This is a genomic window from Hymenobacter sp. YIM 151500-1 (assembly GCF_025979885.1).
In the GTDB taxonomy this organism is placed as follows: Bacteria; Bacteroidota; Bacteroidia; order Cytophagales; family Hymenobacteraceae; genus Hymenobacter.
Window position 1 is genome coordinate 4,767,254 of sequence record NZ_CP110139.1, and the last position, 14,828, is coordinate 4,782,081.

Here is a 14,828-nt window from a genome sequence, read left to right on the forward strand (position 1 = left end):
GAGCTTGGGGGCTTAGGGTCTTAGAGGCAGGAGGCCCGGTAGTCACCGGTCAACCACTCCAAAACCAGGCACAGGTGAAACCGGCTGCCAAAACTGCGGAATTTTTAGAAAAAACCGGCTGTCCGTCATCTAAGTCCCCAAGACCCTAAGTCCCTAATTATTCAAGAACGTGCGGTTGCGGCTCAGCTTCAGGTCCTGGAGCAGGCTGGACTTGGCGGCAATGGTGACGAAGTAGCCGCGGGTGGGGCCGAAGGGGCGCCAGTTGCCGTTGATTTGCCAGCAGTGCAGGTCCTTGAAGACGTCGAGGGTGGTGAAGGCCGCGTTTTTGTTTACGAAGTCGTAGTTGGTGCTGAAGCCGAAGCGCAGGGTTTCAGTGAGCTTCACCGAACCGTTGAGGTTGAGCGTGGCGGCCGTGTAGGGCGAGTTGCGTGGACGGCCGGGGCGGACAATCAGCGGGCCTTGGTTGGCGTAGGTGGCCGTGAAGTTGGTGCTCAACTCCCACGGAATCTCGAAGTCCACGTAGTCCTCGTAGGGGTTAACTGGGCGCGGCGAGCCAAGCGTGGGGTCGTTTACCGGGGCTACGTCGCGGGGCACGGCCGATTTGCGCTTGCCCTGGGCCGGGTTGAACTGGTAGCTCATGGTGAGTTGGGCCGAGGCCAGTCGAGCCAGGCGGGGCCGTTTCTGGTCCCACAGAAACTTGTCGATGAGGCGGCGGGCGGAATCCTGCTGGTAAAACTCGAAGTTGCCGTTCAGCAGAATGTTCAGCTTGCGCGCCACCTGGGTGCGGAACACCGCCGACAGCGGCGACAACTGAAACGAATCGGCCGCCAGGTTGTAGCCGATGTTGAAATCCAGGCCGTCAATCAGGCTGACCTTGTTGAAAGGCGTGGTACCGGTGGTGTCGTTGCTGTTGCGCACCTTCATTTCCACGGAATTCTGCAAGGAGAAATTCACCTGGCTCACCTCGGTGCTGGTGGGCACCCCAAACACAAAACCGTTGAAACGGGGCAACAGTAACCCTTCGTTCCGGCTGTATAACTCCGTCGCCGAATAGGGGCGCCCGGTGCTCGGGTCGCGCAGGTTTTGAACATCAGTCGCCTGAAAGGCGTCCGAGCTGCTGGTCAGGTCAGGCGAGTAGTTGTAGCTGACGCTAGGCGTAATCTTGTGGCGCAGGGCCTGGATTTTGCGCGTGCCCTTGCGCACAATGGTGCCGTACAGGTTGGTGGTCAGGTTGACGCCACCGGAGTAGTTGTAGAGGCGGTTGAAGCCCGTAACCGTATCAATGCGCACGGCCTGGGCCGTGGGCTCAAACCGGTAATCCAGCTTTTTAAAGTACCACACTTCCCCGTAGCTGACCGTGGGATTGATGTTGATGTGCTTAAACGTGTAGGAGCCCAGCGTAATGCCAAAGTTGTGACGCACGCCGGTTTGGGAGTTGCGCAGCAGGGTGTTGAGGGTGGAGAATTTCACCGGCACCACCGTGGTTTCGCGGGAGCCGCCGATGAGGGGGATGCCGCTTTGCAGCTGGCGTGCGGGCAGGGAGTTGGAGAGGCGGTTCTGAGCCGTCAGGTCGTAAGAAAAGGCCAGCTGTTCGTAAATCTTGCGCGGCTCCAGGCCCAGCAGCTCGTACACAAACTGCCGCGCCACGCCCACCGTCACGTCGGGCAGGGTGAAGTCCATGGTGCCCGACTGGGTGTTCTGGCTTTGGCTGAGTTGCAGGGAGTAGTTGATGGGCGCGTTGCGCAGCTGCTTGGCGTAGGTGATGTTGGACTGGAACGCCGGCGAAAGGTAGCGGCGCGGGTCCAGGGAGTTCTGGCGGTAATAGTCGCCGTTGCTGCTGCTGATGTTGACGTTAGCCGAAAACCGCCCGCCTCCCGGCCGGGCCACCGGCGTGTGCGACCATTGCACAGCAAACGTCTGCGCGGAGCGGGGCAGGTTGAAGTTGGGGTTGGTATTCACGTCGGTGGAGCCCAGTAACCGGGTGGTGGGCTGGGAGGAATAGTTGAACGTGAACAGGCCGCTGTAGCGGTAGCGCGTGATATACTGCACTTCGGCGGTGCCGCGCCAGCCCCCAAACTTCTCGGCGTTGCCGGAGTAGATGTCGCCGGTGAGGCGCACCCCGATATGCTCGTTGGCGGCCCAGTAGTAGCCCAGGTTGCGCAGGAAGAAGCCCCGGTCGGCGGCCTGCCCGAAGGTGGGGAAGATGATGCCCGAAGCCCGCTTACCAGCTGGCGAAGGAAAATACCCGAACAAAAAGCCCAGGGGCGTGGGAATGTCGCCGATAACGAGGTTGAACGGCCCGGTCACGACCTTGCGCTTCTCGCCCGGCACCAGCTTCATCTTGGAAGCATTGATGTAGAAGTGCGGGTGCTCCAGGTTGCAGGTGGTGTACACGGCGTTGCGGCCGAAAGCCTCGCCCTCCTTGTTTTTCTTCAGCGTTTCGGCGTGAATAAACCCTTCACCCTGCTGGGTAACCACGCCCGTAATGCGTCCGCGCCGGCTCTTGGTGTTGTAGGCAATCCGCTCGGCCTGGTAGGTGGCGCCGGCATCCGTAAACACGGGCTTGTCGCGCAGGCGGCCGGTAGAGTCGGCTGCTCCCTCGGCCGTCACCACGTTGGTGGTGTAGTCGACGGTGATGCGGGCGGCCTTCAGGTTCATAGTGCCGTAGTCCACGTTGGCCTTGTCGTAGAGAATGGCCCGCTTGTTCTGCACCTCAAACCGAATGGAGTCCTGGGCTTTGTACTTCACCGTGGATTCCACGTTGCCGCGGCGGCCTCCGGCAGCTACCCGCAGCGAGTCGGGTGAGCCAGATACCACGGCGGCTGTGTCCTGGCGCACGGGGGCGGCCGGCTGCGGCGCATTGATAATGCGGGGCGGGCGGCGCACATCGGCGGGCACGTTGGTGGGGCGCGGTAGCTGCTGGGCGTGCGCGCGGGGCAGCGCCGGCAGGCTCAGCAGCAGCGTCAGCACTATAAACCAGGGTTTCAATAATCTAAAATTAAAATTGGACACGGATGCGGGCGGGGCCACGTAGTTTTTATCGTTTATTTTGTGGCGGTTTGCAAAGGTAGCGGGTCGCTACCCCATCTAACGAACTCCGTGCGGAATATTGTCGCTGTAGCTACGGCTGGCCTGCTTTTTTTGGCCAGCTCGTTGTCCCTGAGGGCCGTGGCGCCGGGGGCGCCCACGTTGCCTCCCAAGTATAAGCTGCGCACCGTGGTGCTGGATGCCGGCCACGGTGGCAAAGACCGGGGCTGCGCCGGCGTGAAGGCCCGCGAAGCCGATGTGGCCCTGAAAATTGTGCTGGCCCTGGGCCGGCACATCGAGGAAAACATGCCCGACGTGAAGGTGGTCTACACCCGCAAAACCGACGTGTTTGTGGAGCTGGCCGACCGCGCCGGCATTGCCAACAAGCACAACGCCGACCTGTTTATCTCGGTGCACTGCAACGCCGCCGCGCCCAATGCCTTCGGCACGGAAGTCTGGACCATGGGCCCGCACAAAACCGACGCCAACCTGTCGGTGGCCAAGCGCGAAAACGCGGTAATCTTACAAGAAGACAACTACAAGGAGCGTTACAACGGCTTCGACCCGACTTCGCCGCAGAGCCACATCCTGTTTTCCTTGTACCAGAGCGCCCACATCGTCAACAGCATCCGGTTTGCCCAAAAGGTAGACCGGCAGTTTCGTACTACGGTGGGGCGGCCCTCGCGCGGGGTCAAGCAGGCGGGCTTTCTGGTGCTCTGGAAATCCACCATGCCCTCGGTGCTGATTGAGGCCGGCTTTCTAACCAACCGCCGCGAAGAGCAGTACCTAAACGATAAAGCCGGGCAGTCGTATATGGCGTCAGGTATTTACCGGGCTTTCCGCGACTACAAAAATGAGCTGGAAGCAACCACTGGCGGCGACTAAGGCTCGTTGCCGTTGTATAGTTTGCCTTCTATTCCCGTCTTCCACTAACTCCTGACCACCGTGTCGAAAGAAATCAAAGTAGCCTTGCTGGGCATTGTGGCCATTGTGGCGCTGGTGCTGGGGTTCAACTTCCTGAAAGGCAGCAACCTGCTGTCATCGGACCGTACGTTCTATGCCAAGTACGACAACGTAGACGGCCTGACCGTGGGCAACCCGGTAATCCTCAATGGTATAAAAGTGGGCCAGGTCAAGGAAATGCACCTGGTGCCCGAGGAAGGCAACCGGGTGCGCGTGGCCCTGGAGCTGCAGAAAGGCGTGGTGGTGGGCGACTCTACGATAGCCAGCCTGAGCGGCTCGCTGCTGGGCTCTAAAACCATTACCCTGTTCATGGGCAAAAACTCGAAGGAGTACAGCGGCGGCGAGGAGCTGAAGTCTTACACCGTGGCCAGCATCACCGACGCCTTCCAGGCCAAGGCCCTGCCCGTGCTGGGCACCGTCGACTCCACGCTCATCAAGGTGAACAGCTTTCTGAGCAAGGATGCCAAAGTGAGCCTGCAGCAAACCCTGCTCAACGCCCAGGGCAGCACCGAGGCCCTGCGCAACCTGCTGGTGATGAACCAGCGCAACATCAACCAGATTACCACCAACATGGCCCGGCTGACCAAGGACCTGAACACGACCAGCCAGAAGTTTGACCGGATTGCCGCCAACTTCGCCCAGCTCAGCGACTCGCTGAAAGGGGCGCCCGTGGGGCCGGCTATGCGCAAGCTCAACGCCACCATGGGCGAGGCCCAGGCCACGATGACCAGCCTGAACAAGTCGCTCAACGACCAGCAGGGCTCCCTGGGCAAGCTCATCCACGACACGGCCTTGTACAACAACCTCAACGCCACCGCCGCCAGCTCCAACGCCCTGATTTCCGACCTGAAAGCTAACCCCAAGCGCTACGTGCACTTCTCGGTGTTTGGCGGGGGCAAGGAAAAAAAGAAAACCGAAACTACAGTAAAGGCAAACGGGGAGGTAGAGAAGGAAACCAAAACTGTCACTTCCCCCACAACTTCTGACACCGCCGTGACGCCTCAGGCCCAGTAGAATCACAGATTAGGCAGATTTTGAGCAGATGACGCAGATAGTAGAGGTTGCATCTGGGTTACCTGTTTAAAATCTGCCTAATCTGTGATGCACATCCTTACCTTTGAAATCCGCCCCAGGGCGGATTTTTTTGTGCTGATTTCCCACCTTCCCACCACCCAGCCCATCCCCGCATGGACCTCGAGTTCAACAAAAACGAAGACCAGCTTAAGCAACTAACCTTTCAACTTCAGCAGCGCCTGAAAAAAGTGCAGCTCGGCGGCGGCGAGAAGCGCATTGCCGCCCACAAAGCCAAAGGCAAGCTCACGGCCCGTGAAAGGATAGAATACCTACTCGACAAAGACACTGAGACGCTGGAAATCGGGGCGTTTGCGGGGGAGGGGATGTACCCGGAAGAGGGCGGCTGCCCCAGCGGGGGTGTGGTGGTGGTGATTGGCTACGTGCAGGGCCGGCAGTGCGTGGTGGTAGCCAACGACGCCACCGTAAAGGCCGGGGCCTGGTTTCCGATTACGGCCAAGAAGAACCTGCGGGCCCAGGAAATCAGCATCGAAAACAAGCTGCCTATCATCTACCTCGTCGATTCGGCGGGGGTGTACCTGCCCATGCAGGACGAAATCTTTCCCGACAAGGAGCACTTCGGCCGCATCTTCCGCAACAACGCCGTGATGAGCAGCTTGGGCATCGTGCAGCTGGCCGCCATCATGGGGCCTTGCGTGGCCGGCGGGGCCTACCTGCCCATTATGAGCGACGAGGCTATGATTGTGGATGGCACCGGCTCGGTGTTTCTGGCCGGTTCCTACCTGGTAAAGTCGGCCATCGGCGAGAGTATCGACAACGAAACGCTGGGCGGGGCCACCACGCACTCCGAAATTTCGGGCGTGACGGACTATAAGTTCGCCAATGACGAAGAGTGCTTGGACCACATCCGCAACATCTTCGACAAGCTGGGGGCCACACCCACGGCCGGCTTTTCGCGCAAGACGCCCGCCCAGCCCAAGGAAAACCCGCAGGAAATTCTGGGCCTGCTGCCCGCCGACCGGGTGAAGCCCTACGACATGATGGACATCATCCGGCGCTTGGTAGATGATTCGGAGTTTGAGCCCTATAAGGACCTCTACGGCCAGACCCTCATCTGCGGCTTGGCCCGCATTGATGGCTGGGCGGTGGGCATCGTGGCTAACCAGCGCAAAATCGTGAAGACCAAGAAGGGCGCCATGCAGATGGGCGGCGTCATCTACTCCGACTCGGCCGACAAAGCCGCGCGCTTCATCATGAACTGCAACCAGAAGCGCATCCCGCTGGTGTTCCTGCACGACGTGTCGGGCTTCATGGTGGGCTCCCAGTCGGAGCACGGCGGCATTATCAAGGACGGCGCCAAGATGGTGAATGCCATGAGCAACTCGGTGGTGCCCAAGTTTTCGGTGATTGTGGGCAACTCATACGGGGCCGGCAACTACGCCATGTGCGGCAAAGCCTACGACCCCCGCCTCATCGTGGCCTGGCCCACCGCCCAACTGGCCGTGATGAGCGGAGCCGCCGCCGCCAACACGCTCCTGCAAATTCAGGTAGCGGCAGCCGAAGCCAAAGGCGACAAGCTCACCGACGAAGCCAAAAAAGAAATGTTCGACCGGATCAAAGCCCGCTACGACGAGCAGCTCTCGCCCTACTACGCCGCCGCGCGGTTGTGGGTGGATGCTATTATTGACCCGCTGGAAACCCGCAAGGTTATTTCGCAGGGCATTGCCATGGCGAATCACGCGCCGATTGAGCGGGCGTATAATGTGGGCGTAATTCAGGTTTGAGGATGATGGAACTATGCAGTAGGCAGGTAATGGGTCTTAGTTGGCTTGTAGGCTTTGGCTATGTAATTCTAATGACAAACAGCTGGTCTGGTAGGCCACATAAAGCACCCTATAACAAGTTATTTAACCTAAGAACATATAGCTTACATCTGATTGCAAGCAGTCTACTATGTCTTATTGCATGGGATTGGTGTCGGTATGCGTTGCCTCCAACTGGGCTTGTTTCACCTGTTATATTCCTACTGCTTTTTTTACCAATTGATTTGTGTATTCAACGAGTGACTGGCCGTCACATCATTATTGCAACTCGCTGGGATAATAAGCCTGAGGAATACAAATGGTACATAGATGGACCTCTCGCATTTCTGCTTACCAGCATTCCACTAATTGCACCTGGCATTATATCAAATTGGTACAAGACGTAATTCTTTATTGTATAGGGTTTTCAGGAACGGTGTACTTGGGGTGTAGAGACGCGACCTTTCGCATCTGGGCTACACAGTTCAAGAAACTGCTATAATTCGCAAATAACTGCTTTACATTTACCCGGCCCGTCCGCACCATCCGGTGCGGCGGGCCGCGGACGTTTCAAGCAACGCAGAACGTATCCAGGCTGATTCGTGTAGATTGTAGTACCGCTTAAACTATTGTCCTGCCCGTATGAAAACGCTAACCCTCACCATCCCTGATAATCTGGACCTCACCGATAGGGAAGCCGCCATGCTGCTGGCTTCCCGGCTGTACGAGCAAGGTAAACTGTCACTGGGGCAAGCGGCGGAGCTGGCTGGTTACAGCAAGCGCACCTTCATGGAGCTGCTGGGGCAATATGGAGTATCGGTTATCAACCATTCGGCCGATGATTTGGCGCGTGATGTAGCCAATGCCTGAATTGGTTATTTCCGACGCCAGCTGCCTGATTCTGCTGACCACTATTGGTGAGCTGACGATGCTACAACGGCTGTATGACACCGTACTTACCACGCCCACCGTGGCGGCTGAATATGGAATGCCGCTGCCGGAGTGGGTGAAGCTGGAAGCAGCTCACGATGAGTATCGACAGCAACTTCTGGAAATGCAACTGGATGCGGGGGAATCGAGTGCCATTGCGTTGGCCTTAGAAAAAGCACACTGCACAGTAATTCTGGACGATTATAAAGCCTGTCGCGTGGCTGAACAAATGGGGTTGCAACTCACGGGCACCTTGGGAATAGTAGTGAAGGCTAAACGACGTGGAATTATTCCGGCCGTGAAGCCACTGCTGCAACGCATCAAACAGACCAACTTCCGTCTGTCGGTCGAGTTAGAGAATCAAGTATTGCGGCTGGCCGGCGAGTTATGATAAAGTATATCTACCTCTTAGCCGGCTGTAACGGCGCGGGCAAAACCACCACCGCCTACGCCCTGCTGCCGACACTGCTAGGGTGCCGGGAGTTTATGAATGCCGATGAAATTGCGTGATGCTCTCACTGTTTCCCAGCTCGCCAGCACCACCCGATGCAGCGGGCCGCTGGCGTTTCGGGGCAGTGCCTGCCGGGCCGTGAAGTAGCGGGGGAATACTACCTTTCAGGATAAGGAAACCAACCCTCGTGTTATGACCGCCGACTACCTCACCAGTGCCCGCAAGCAGTTCGAGTACTACAAGCTGCTCGGCGACCGGACCTTTGCCCAACTGCCCGACGAGGCACTGTTCTGGCAGTACAATGCCGAAAGCAACAGCATTGCCACCATCGTTAAGCATCTGTGGGGCAATATGATGTCGCGGTGGACCGACTTTCTGACTACGGACGGCGAGAAAGAGTGGCGACAGCGGGAAGCGGAGTTCGACAACGACGTGCAGACGCGGGCGGAGCTGCTGGCCCGGTGGGAGCAGGGGTGGAGCTGCCTGTTTGCGGCCCTGGACTTGCTGAATGAAAGCAACTGGCACACCATCGTGTACATCCGCAACCAGGGCCACTCGGTGCTGGAGGCCATCAACCGGCAACTGGCGCATTACCCGTACCACATCGGGCAAATCGTGTACATCGGCAAAATGGTGCAGGATGCCGGCTGGGAATCCTTATCCATTCCGCGGGGGAAGTCGCAGGCGTTTAACGCCGAGAAGTTTGCCCAGCCCCAACGCCGCGCCCACTTTACCGACGAATTCTTGACGGGCCCAGCGCCTTCTTCTCCGCACTAAGTCGGGCGTTTGGCCGGGACGTCCTAGCCCCGCAGTTCTTTTCGGGGCACTGACGAGAAAAGGCATAAAATCACTGTGGCGGCTACTACGTAAGCAGGTACTGAACCTAACATGTGGCCTATGAAACGTCTGCTAATTACCGGCGCCACCGGCAACGTGGGAATGGAAGTGCTGCGGAGCCTGGCCGTCACCCCCACCGACGACGTAACCGTGCTGGCCGGCGTCCGGGACGTAGCCAGGGTCCAGCCGCAGCTGCGGGAGCTGCCGACCGTGACGCCCGTGCGCTTCGATTTCGCCGATGCCAGCACCTATGAGCCCGCGCTGCGCGGCGTGACTGGCGTGTTTTTGCTGCTGCCCGCCGGGCTGCCCGATGCTCCCCGGCGCTTTGGGGAGCTGGTGGCAGCAGCGCAGGCGGCGGGCGTGCAGCACGTGGTGTATATGTCGGTGCAGGGGGCCGAAGACATGCGCCTGATTCCGCACCACCGGATTGAAAAAGCGGTGATGCAAGGCGGCGTGCCCTACACGCTGCTGCGGCCGGCTTACTTCATGCAAAACTTCAACAGCACCCTGCGCGACGACCTCGTACGCCGCAACCTGATTTACCTGCCCGCTGGCCAGGCCCGCTTTACGCTGATTGACGTGCGCGACATTGGGCGGGTGGCGGCCGAGGTGCTGCGCCAGCCCACGGCCCACGCCGGCCAGGCCTACACGCTCACGGGCACCGAGTCGCTGACTTTCGGTGAAATGGCTGTTACGCTCACCCAGGGCCTGGGCCGGCCCATCCGCTACCTGTCGCCTAACCCGCTACGTTTTTTTCTCACAAAAAAGCGCCAAGGCACAGCTACTGGGTTTATTCTGATTATGATTCTGCTGCACTACCTGGCTCGCTTCCAGCGGACGGCACCCACCACCGACTGGGTGCAGCGCGTAACCGGGCAGGCTCCGCTCACCTTCGCCGAGTACGTGCGCGACTACCGCGCGGAGTTGAGTTGAGCATCAAGTCAGCATGGGCCGGGGGTGGAATGAACAATGGCTGGCATGCACACGGATTGAAGAACCGGTAGCTACCGGCCTTCCTCCGCGCCCTCTGCGCCAAACTTCTGCGCCCTCTGCGGGAACCAACCCCCACGCTGCCCGCCTGCCCGTATAGCCGGAAAAACCTGAAGGCCATGACCAAAAAAACCGTTTCCGAAATCATCATTGACACCCTGCAAGCGGCCGGGGTGCGGCGCGTGTACGGCGTGGTGGGCGACTCGCTCAACGGCCTCACCGACGTGATTCGCACCCGCGACGACTTGGAGTTTATTGCCGTGCGCCACGAGGAAGCCGGCGCCTTTGCGGCCGGGGCCGAGGCCCACCTCACCGGGGAGCTGGCCGTGTGCTTCGGCTCCTGCGGGCCCGGCAACACCCACCTCATCAACGGCCTCTACGACTGCCACCGTAGCCGTGTGCCGGTGCTGGCCGTGGCCGCCCAGATTCCGAGCGACGAAATCGGGACGGGCTACTTCCAGGAAACGCACCCGGAGCGGCTGTTTCAGGAGTGTAGCCACTATTGCGAGTTGATTTCGGCGCCTAATCAGGCCGTGCGCATCATTGAGGCCGCCGTGCAGCACGCCCTCACCGAGCGCGGCGTGGCCGTCATTGTGGTGCCCGGCGACGTCACCCACCTCAGCATCGAAGCCCCCGAGTCGCGCCTGCCCGCCCGAGGCCGCACCGCCACCCTGCGCCCCGCCGACGCCGACGTGCGCCAGGCTGCCGACGTGCTTAACGCCTGCGACAACATAGCCATTCTGGCTGGAGCGGGCTGCGCCGACGCCCACGCCGAGCTGCTGCAAGTGGCGGAAGCATTGCAAGCCCCCGTGGTACACGCCCTGCGCGGGAAGGAGTTCGTGGAGCCTAATAACCCATACGGCGTGGGGTTGACGGGCTTGCTGGGGATGCCCGCCGGCTACCATGCCCTCATGGACGCCGACGGCATTCTGATGCTGGGCACTGACTTTCCGTACAAACAGTTTATCCCCACCGACGCCCGTATTGTGCAGGTAGACGTGCGCGCCCGCCACTTAGGCCGCCGTGCCCGCGTGGAAGTGGGCCTGCCCGGCGACGTGGCCGACGCCGTGCGCCAGCTGCTGCCCCACCTGCGCCCCCGCACCGACCGCGCCTACCTCGACGCCGCCCTACGCCGCCACCGCGACGACCAGCACAATCTGCGCGAGCTGGCCGACGGTGAGGCCGGGGCCGCTGAGCTGCACCCCCAACACGTGGCACGCCTGCTGAGTGAGCTGGCCCAGGAGGATGCCATTTTCACCTGCGACGTAGGCACGCCTACCATTTGGGCGGCCCGCTACCTTGCCATGAATGGCCGGCGCCGGCTCATTGGCTCGTTTAACCACGGCAGCATGGCCAGCGCGCTTTCCCAGGCCATTGGCGCGCAGCTGGCCTACCCCGAGCGGCAGGTAGTGGCGCTGTGTGGTGATGGGGGCCTGGCCATGCTGCTGAGCGAGCTGCTCACGTTGCGCCAGCACCGTTTGCCGGTGAAAGTGGTAGTGTTCAACAACAGCGCCTACGGCTTTGTAGAGCTGGAAATGAAGGCCGCCGGCACCCTGGAATACGGTACCGAGCTGGACAACCCCGACTTCGGGGTCCTGGCCCAGGCCGCCGGCCTCACCGGCCTGCGCGTGCACGACCCCGCCCACCTGCCCGACGTGCTGGCCCAGGCCCTGGCCACTCCCGGCCCCGTGCTGGTAGATGCTGTGGTGCGTCGCCAGGAGCTGAGTATGCCGCCCACCATCGAAGGCAAGCAGGCCCTGGGCTTCGGCCTGTACGCGCTGAAAGCCCTGATGAACGGCCACGGCAGTGAGCTACTGGAACTAGCCAAGACAAACTTGGGAGGACGGTAGGCGGACGGTGGTGAGTTGAGTGTAGTAAGAGAGAAATGGTACTCAGCTAAGCTGTCCGGATAGAGCATGACGGTTAGCCCCCAACGTCAGCACGCGGGATGCTTCGGCTGCGTGGACGCCAGATAGAGCAGGACGGCCTTTTCCTTCGCTGTCTACTCAGACTAACTCAAAGCTTTGAACAACTCTCCAAACCGCCGCAAGAAACTTGCTGAGAACTGGCAGGCGGTGAACATTCTGCCCCGAATACCGTGTTAATTCCTGGCAACCGGCCGTGGTGAACCCGCGCCGGTTGCTTTTATTTGCTATTCGCCGCATCAAAGGCCGTTTCGGCGGCCTGTCTGCTTCATGACCAACAAAGAAATCAAAGCCCTTATCTCCCTGCTCGACGACCCCGAAGTTGCCCCGCAGATTCAGGAGAGGATTCAAACCCTGGGCGAGAGTATCATTCCGTTTCTGGAAGAATCGTGGGAGGAAACGCTGGACCCCCAGCAGCAGCAGCGCCTCGAAGACCTGATTCATCACCTGCAATTCGAGGGCCTGCAGCAGCGCCTGCGCGTGTGGCGCGACTCGGGCGGCGAAAACCTGCTGGAAGGCATGTGGCTGCTCAACTCCTACCAGTACCCCGACGCCGACTTGCAGAGCCTCAACCGCGCCATCGAGCAGCTGCGCTTCGAGGCCTGGACCCTGCTCCAGCCCGCCATGCACCCCGCCGACCAGGTGCAGGCCCTCAACCATGTGCTGTTCCGGACCCACAAGTTCGCGGCCAACACTCAGAACTTTCACTCGCCGGCCAACTCCATGCTGCACCGGGTACTAGAAACCCGCCGCGGCAACCCATTGACCCTGTGCGTAATCTATCTGCTGGTAGCTCAGCGCCTGGGCTTGCCGGTGTTTGGCGTGAACCTGCCCAATCTGTTCGTGCTGACCTACCGCTCCGAAAACCGGCAGGTGGAACCGTTCTACATCAACTGCTACAACCGGGGGCTGATTTTGTCGCGCACCGATATTGAGCACTACATTGCCCAGCTCAATCTCACCCCCAACGACATGTTCTACGAGCCCTGCTCCCACATCGACATTGTGCGCCGGGCCCTACGCAACCTGCAACTCAGCTTCGAGAAGCTGCAAGAACCCGCCAAAGCCGCCGAAGTAGCCATTCTGCTCAACATCCTCACCGACGAAGCCGGCCCCACCACGGACGGCCCTGATGAACAGTAGCCTCACCCCCCGGCCCCCTCTCCCGCGGAGAGGGGGAGCCTGACGCCAGGTCGTTCTACGCCGCCCTGTCGGCTACCGCCTCCAAGACGGCTACCAATATGAACGTTCCGGCCGCGTAGCGGCCAGTAGGTTTGTAGAGTAGATAGAGATAGATGGGGAAGAACAGCATGGCGCCGCGTAGCGGTGCAAGAAACGTTTAGGCGCCTCTTGCACCGCTACGCGGCGCCATGCTGTTCTTCCCCATCTATCTCTATCTACTCTACAAACCTGCTGGCCGCTATGCGGCTGCTGTTCGGTGCCGTCCTCAGTGGTAGCCGTTCTGGAGGCGGTAGCCGACAGGGCGGCGTAGAACGACCTGGCGTCAGGCTCCCCCTCTCCGCGGGAGAGGGGGCCGGGGGGTGAGGCCTACCGCTTAATCAAACAGCCAGCGGCGCGTTTGTCGGGGACGCCGACGGGGCGGCCGGCCAGCAGGTTGTCGAGGGCTTGTTGCACGTAGCGCTCCTTGACGTAGCCTTCCACCTGGGCGTTATCGTCGATGGCGCCTTTGTAGCGCACGGCAAATCCGCTGCCGACAGGTTGAAGCACTACTACTTCGGGGGTTTTAGTGGCGCCCAGCAGAGTGCTCACTTTCTGGCCTTCGTCGGTGAGCAGGGGCAGGTCGGCGCCGCCGGTGGTTTTGATTTTCAGCTTCTCAGCTTCGCCAGCATCGGCGCTGTCTTCCAGATTAATAGGAGCGTTGACGAACAGAAACTGCACGCCTTGGGCGCCGTAGGTGGTAGCCAGCGAGGTAAGGCGATTCTGGTAAAGCTTGGAAAACGCGCAGGTCGGGTTCACGAATACCACCACCACGGCCTTGCTGCCGGCGTAGCTTCGCAGGGCCACCTCGGCATTGGTGTCATTTTTCAGGCTGAAATCCGGAACCGAGCGGCTGCCCTGGGCCCGAACTGCTCCGGCAGCAACGGTACAGAGCAGCAAGGCCGCGGCGGCAATCAGCGTTATTTTTCGACGAGACATGGCAGAAGGGGAAGGGTAGAAGAGGGCTGGAGCCGAGCGGCACGCTCAGGCGCAACTCGCCTCGGCTAAGGCGTAAGTTAGGACGTAGCCCGGACTTGGTTGCAAGTAGTGGACCGGGTGTTGGCTGCGGGAGTTTTCGAGGAGCAGGTGTCCCGTCAACACACCGGCCTCCCGCAGCCTAAACGGATTGAGCAACAGCTGCTCTTTGAACACCAGGCCCCGGCGACTGTGCAGCTTGTACAAGGTTTCTTTGGCACTCCAGTACAAGCTGTGCTTCACAAGGTCGTCGCCGGCATCGGCCCGCTCCGCTTCCGACAGAAACCGCGGGGCCAACTGTTTGGCTTTGGGCCGCACTAGTTCAATATCTATGCCAACGCCCCCTCGGGTGCAAACTAGTCCCGCCACCCACTCCCCGGAGTGCGACAACGAAACCCCGTAGCCGGGCACTTCGGCAAAGAAGGGCCGGCCGTGGGCATCGGCGTGCAGCAGGGCCGGAGTGTCGTTCAGCTCCCGCAGCAGCTGCCGGGCCAGCACGCGCCCGGCCAGCCACTGCCGGCCCCGGTCGGCGTCGCGCCCCGCCGGCCAGCGGGCCAGGTAGTGCGGCCAGGAGCTTTCGGGCAGCCACTGCCACAGCTCCTCAGCCGATTCCGTCAGCTGCCACAGCCCCAGCACCGCCGTAGCAGAAGCGGGAGAAAGGGAATGCAAAGGCATAGG

At 60.5% G+C, this 14,828-nt stretch carries 13 protein-coding genes; 10 read left to right on the plus strand and 3 right to left on the minus strand.

Annotation, left to right across the window (positions count from 1 at the left end; translation table 11 throughout):
* Positions 1 to 153: 153 nt before the first annotated feature.
* On the minus strand, positions 154 to 2,988 hold the full coding sequence (locus OIS53_RS19705; RefSeq protein WP_264680292.1) for a putative LPS assembly protein LptD: 2,835 nt from the start codon (positions 2,986 to 2,988) through the stop codon (positions 154 to 156).
* Positions 2,989 to 3,153: 165 nt separating this feature from the next.
* Between OIS53_RS19705 and OIS53_RS19710 the strand changes: the two genes are divergently transcribed.
* The 10 genes from OIS53_RS19710 (at position 3,154) to OIS53_RS19755 (ending at position 13,100) form a co-directional block, all read left to right on the plus strand.
* Positions 3,154 to 3,912, plus strand: coding sequence for an N-acetylmuramoyl-L-alanine amidase family protein (locus tag OIS53_RS19710; protein ID WP_264680293.1), 759 nt, complete (start codon positions 3,154 to 3,156; stop codon positions 3,910 to 3,912).
* A 60-nt stretch (positions 3,913 to 3,972) separates the two neighbouring features.
* Positions 3,973 to 5,004, plus strand: coding sequence for an MlaD family protein (locus OIS53_RS19715; RefSeq protein WP_264680294.1), 1,032 nt, complete (start codon positions 3,973 to 3,975; stop codon positions 5,002 to 5,004).
* Between the two features lie 173 nt (positions 5,005 to 5,177).
* Complete coding sequence (locus OIS53_RS19720) at positions 5,178 to 6,806, plus strand: acyl-CoA carboxylase subunit beta (RefSeq protein WP_264680295.1); 1,629 nt, start codon at positions 5,178 to 5,180, stop codon at positions 6,804 to 6,806.
* 660 nt (positions 6,807 to 7,466) lie between these two features.
* Complete coding sequence (locus tag OIS53_RS19725) at positions 7,467 to 7,694, plus strand: UPF0175 family protein (RefSeq protein ID WP_264680296.1); 228 nt, start codon at positions 7,467 to 7,469, stop codon at positions 7,692 to 7,694.
* Entirely contained in the window at positions 7,687 to 8,145 is a 459-nt protein-coding gene (locus tag OIS53_RS19730; protein WP_264680297.1) for a DUF3368 domain-containing protein, read from the plus strand. Before OIS53_RS19725 ends, OIS53_RS19730 begins: the two co-directional genes overlap by 8 nt.
* Entirely contained in the window at positions 8,142 to 8,264 is a 123-nt protein-coding gene (locus tag OIS53_RS19735; RefSeq protein ID WP_264680298.1) for a hypothetical protein, read from the plus strand. Before OIS53_RS19730 ends, OIS53_RS19735 begins: the two co-directional genes overlap by 4 nt.
* A gap of 133 nt (positions 8,265 to 8,397) precedes the next feature.
* On the plus strand, positions 8,398 to 8,982 hold the full coding sequence (locus OIS53_RS19740; RefSeq protein WP_264680299.1) for a DUF1572 domain-containing protein: 585 nt from the start codon (positions 8,398 to 8,400) through the stop codon (positions 8,980 to 8,982).
* Positions 8,983 to 9,102: 120 nt separating this feature from the next.
* Positions 9,103 to 9,975, plus strand: coding sequence for an NmrA family NAD(P)-binding protein (locus tag OIS53_RS19745; RefSeq protein ID WP_264680300.1), 873 nt, complete (start codon positions 9,103 to 9,105; stop codon positions 9,973 to 9,975).
* Between the two features lie 176 nt (positions 9,976 to 10,151).
* Positions 10,152 to 11,882, plus strand: a complete 1,731-nt coding sequence (poxB, locus tag OIS53_RS19750; protein ID WP_264680301.1) for a ubiquinone-dependent pyruvate dehydrogenase — start codon at positions 10,152 to 10,154, stop codon at positions 11,880 to 11,882.
* A gap of 345 nt (positions 11,883 to 12,227) precedes the next feature.
* Positions 12,228 to 13,100 carry a transglutaminase-like domain-containing protein gene (locus OIS53_RS19755; RefSeq protein ID WP_264680302.1) on the plus strand — a complete coding sequence of 291 codons (873 nt, stop codon included), beginning with the start codon at positions 12,228 to 12,230 and terminating at the stop codon, positions 13,098 to 13,100.
* Between the two features lie 405 nt (positions 13,101 to 13,505).
* Here the strand turns inward: OIS53_RS19755 and OIS53_RS19760 are convergent, their stop codons facing one another.
* Positions 13,506 to 14,114, minus strand: a complete 609-nt coding sequence (locus OIS53_RS19760; RefSeq protein ID WP_264680303.1) for a redoxin domain-containing protein — start codon at positions 14,112 to 14,114, stop codon at positions 13,506 to 13,508.
* Between the two features lie 45 nt (positions 14,115 to 14,159).
* Positions 14,160 to 14,825 (minus strand): 4'-phosphopantetheinyl transferase family protein, encoded by a 666-nt coding sequence (locus OIS53_RS19765; RefSeq protein WP_264680304.1) that lies wholly within the window; start codon positions 14,823 to 14,825, stop codon positions 14,160 to 14,162.
* Positions 14,826 to 14,828: the final 3 nt, after the last annotated feature.

Coding starts and splice junctions, on each gene's coding strand:
- poxB (WP_264680301.1), top strand. CDS start 10,152: ATGACCAAAAAAACCGTTTCCGAAATCATCATTGACACCCTGCAAGCG.
- OIS53_RS19740 (WP_264680299.1), top strand. CDS start 8,398: ATGACCGCCGACTACCTCACCAGTGCCCGCAAGCAGTTCGAGTACTAC.
- OIS53_RS19755 (WP_264680302.1), top strand. CDS start 12,228: ATGACCAACAAAGAAATCAAAGCCCTTATCTCCCTGCTCGACGACCCC.
- OIS53_RS19760 (WP_264680303.1), bottom strand. CDS start 14,114: ATGTCTCGTCGAAAAATAACGCTGATTGCCGCCGCGGCCTTGCTGCTC.
- OIS53_RS19765 (WP_264680304.1), bottom strand. CDS start 14,825: ATGCCTTTGCATTCCCTTTCTCCCGCTTCTGCTACGGCGGTGCTGGGG.
- OIS53_RS19725 (WP_264680296.1), top strand. CDS start 7,467: ATGAAAACGCTAACCCTCACCATCCCTGATAATCTGGACCTCACCGAT.
- OIS53_RS19735 (WP_264680298.1), top strand. CDS start 8,142: ATGATAAAGTATATCTACCTCTTAGCCGGCTGTAACGGCGCGGGCAAA.
- OIS53_RS19745 (WP_264680300.1), top strand. CDS start 9,103: ATGAAACGTCTGCTAATTACCGGCGCCACCGGCAACGTGGGAATGGAA.
- OIS53_RS19720 (WP_264680295.1), top strand. CDS start 5,178: ATGGACCTCGAGTTCAACAAAAACGAAGACCAGCTTAAGCAACTAACC.
- OIS53_RS19730 (WP_264680297.1), top strand. CDS start 7,687: ATGCCTGAATTGGTTATTTCCGACGCCAGCTGCCTGATTCTGCTGACC.